Source organism: Albidovulum sp. (assembly GCF_049646345.1).
Taxonomy (GTDB): Bacteria; Pseudomonadota; Alphaproteobacteria; order Rhodobacterales; family Rhodobacteraceae; genus Albidovulum.
In genome coordinates this window covers 1-2,244 of sequence record NZ_JBARVQ010000815.1, presented here as the reverse complement: position 1 = coordinate 2,244, position 2,244 = coordinate 1, and the positions used below count along the sequence as shown (strand labels likewise).

At 66.0% G+C, this 2,244-nt stretch carries 2 protein-coding genes; one reads left to right on the top strand and one right to left on the bottom strand.

The window, feature by feature from the left end; translation table 11 throughout:
* Positions 1-24 precede the first annotated feature (24 nt).
* On the bottom strand, positions 25-1,437 hold the full coding sequence (locus tag WBB85_RS21380; protein ID WP_432640596.1) for a YcjX family protein: 1,413 nt from the start codon (positions 1,435-1,437) through the stop codon (positions 25-27).
* Between the two features lie 94 nt (positions 1,438-1,531).
* Between WBB85_RS21380 and truA the strand changes: the two genes are divergently transcribed.
* Positions 1,532-2,244 (top strand): tRNA pseudouridine(38-40) synthase TruA (gene truA / locus WBB85_RS21375; protein WP_432640595.1); only part of this gene is annotated, 713 nt, incomplete at its 3' end.

The following is a 2,244-nucleotide window of genomic DNA, read 5'->3' as shown; positions in this document are numbered from 1 at the left end:
GCCCTGCCATGTCGACCGTCATCGTCACAGCTTGTCCCCGATGAGAAACTCCGCTGCCCTGTCGAGCCGGATATGCGGCGGTCCTTCGCCGGGTTTGAGACTGAGCCTTGCAGGCGCGAAATTCATCACCTCGTAATCAGCGTCGAGCCACTCGGCCGCCCCTTCCCGCGCGGCGGCAAGAAGCTGGCCCGGCGTGTCAGGCAGATCGCCGGGATAGAATGCGGCCTCTTTCCCGGACATGAGCCGCCCCCGCACACAGTCGAGCGTATCGCCGTTGTGGCGCACCGTCTCCTCGACCGTCGCGCGCAGGGCCGCGATCGACATCGCTGCCGTCCCTGCGCCCGCAAAATCCGCGCGATCCTTCGCCTCGCGCATCAGGGCCGCCGCAATCTGGGTCAGCTTCGCATGCTGGCTGTGGTGCAGATGGTCGGCCTTGGTCGCGGCAAACAGAATACGGTCAACCCGCCGCATCCCCAAAAGCCCGGTCAGCCAGCCGCTGCGACCCGGCCGGAACGCATCCAGAATGCCGGCCATGGCGCGGCGCATATCCTCGACCGCGCGGGGGCCGGAATGGATCGCCCCCAGAAGGTCGACCAACACGATCTGCCGGTCGATCTTCGCGAAATGGTCGCGGAAAAAGGGTTTCACGACCTTGGTCTTATAGGCCTCGAACCGCCGCTCCATCTCGCGCCAGAGGGATCCGCGTGGGGCCGCGCCGGGTTTCGGGATCGGCGCGAAGGTCAGGGCGGGAGAGCCTGCCAGTTCACCCGGCAACAGGAACCGGCCCGGCGTGCAGTCGGAATAGCCCGCCGCGCGGGCGGCGTTAAGATAGGCGGCAAAACGTTCCGACAAAGCCTTGGCGCACGGTTCGTCCAGCGGTTCCGCACCATCGATCCCCTTCAGCGCGGCCAGATAGCCCGCCGCCTCGGCCCGCCCTGCGATCCGCTCAAGCACCTCTTCCGCCCAACCGGCATAATCCCGGTCCATCAGCGCAAGATCGAGCAACCATTCGCCCGGATAGTCGACGATATCGAGATGCAGCGTGCGGGGACCGCGCAGGGGGCCGAACATGCCACCCTCGCGCAGACGAAAGGAAAGGCGCAGCTCACTGACCGCGCGGGTACTTTCGGGCCAGCGCGGCTCGGACCCGGTCAGAGCGGCCAGATGCGCCTCATAGTCAAAACGCGGGATCGTGTCGTCGGGCTGCGGCTGAAGGAAGGTTGACAGAACCCGCCCCTCGGCCTCGGCCCGCAGACCCGGCATCCGGCCCCGATCCAGAAGGTTGGCAACAAGCGAGGTGATAAAAACCGTCTTGCCCGCGCGTGACAGGCCAGTCACGCCAAGCCGAACCACCGGATCGGAGAACGGTGCGGCAAGGCCGGTGCCGATGCCGCCCAATCCACGCACCAGATCGTCTGCGATGTCGGTAATGCCCAAACTCTGCCCCTTGCCTTTCGTCACAAGATAGGCGCAGGCGCAGGGCCTGTGTAGGGGCGATTGCCAAGGCCGCGCACGACGGCTAGGGAAAGCCATGCCCCGCTACGCATTGAAAATCGAATATCACGGAGCCCCCTTTGCGGGCTGGCAACGGCAATCCGGCCAGCCTTCGGTGCAGGAGGCGGTTGAGACCGCCTTGCGCAAGCTGCAGGCAGACGCGCCGGGGATCGCCGCTGCGGGGCGCACCGATGCCGGGGTTCACGCGACCGGACAGGTCGCACATTGCGACCTCGCGAAGGACTGGGACCCGTTCCGGCTGTCCGAGGCGCTGAACCACCACCTGAGGCCCGATCCGGTGGCGATCCTCAAAGCTGCACGCGTAGCGGATGATTTCCATGCGCGCTTCTCGGCCATGGAAAGGCGCTACCTCTTCCGCCTCATCTCGCGCCGTGCGCCGCTGACCCATGAGGCAGGGCTGGCATGGCGGGTGCTTGGCATGCTGGATGCCGATGCCATGCGGAAAGGGGCCGCCCACCTCGTCGGCCACCACGATTTCACCACCTTCCGCTCGACCATGTGTCAGGCACAAAGCCCGGTGAAGACGCTGGATGAGATCACGATCACCGAACATGACATCCCGCAGGGGTGCGAATACCGGTTTGTCCTCAGGGCCCGCAGCTTCCTGCACAATCAGGTCCGTTCTATCGTCGGCACGCTGGAACGGGTCGGCGCCGGATCCTGGGCGCCTGAAGACGTGCGCACAGCACTTGAGGCCAGAAACCGAGCCGCCTGCGGTCCGGTCTGCCC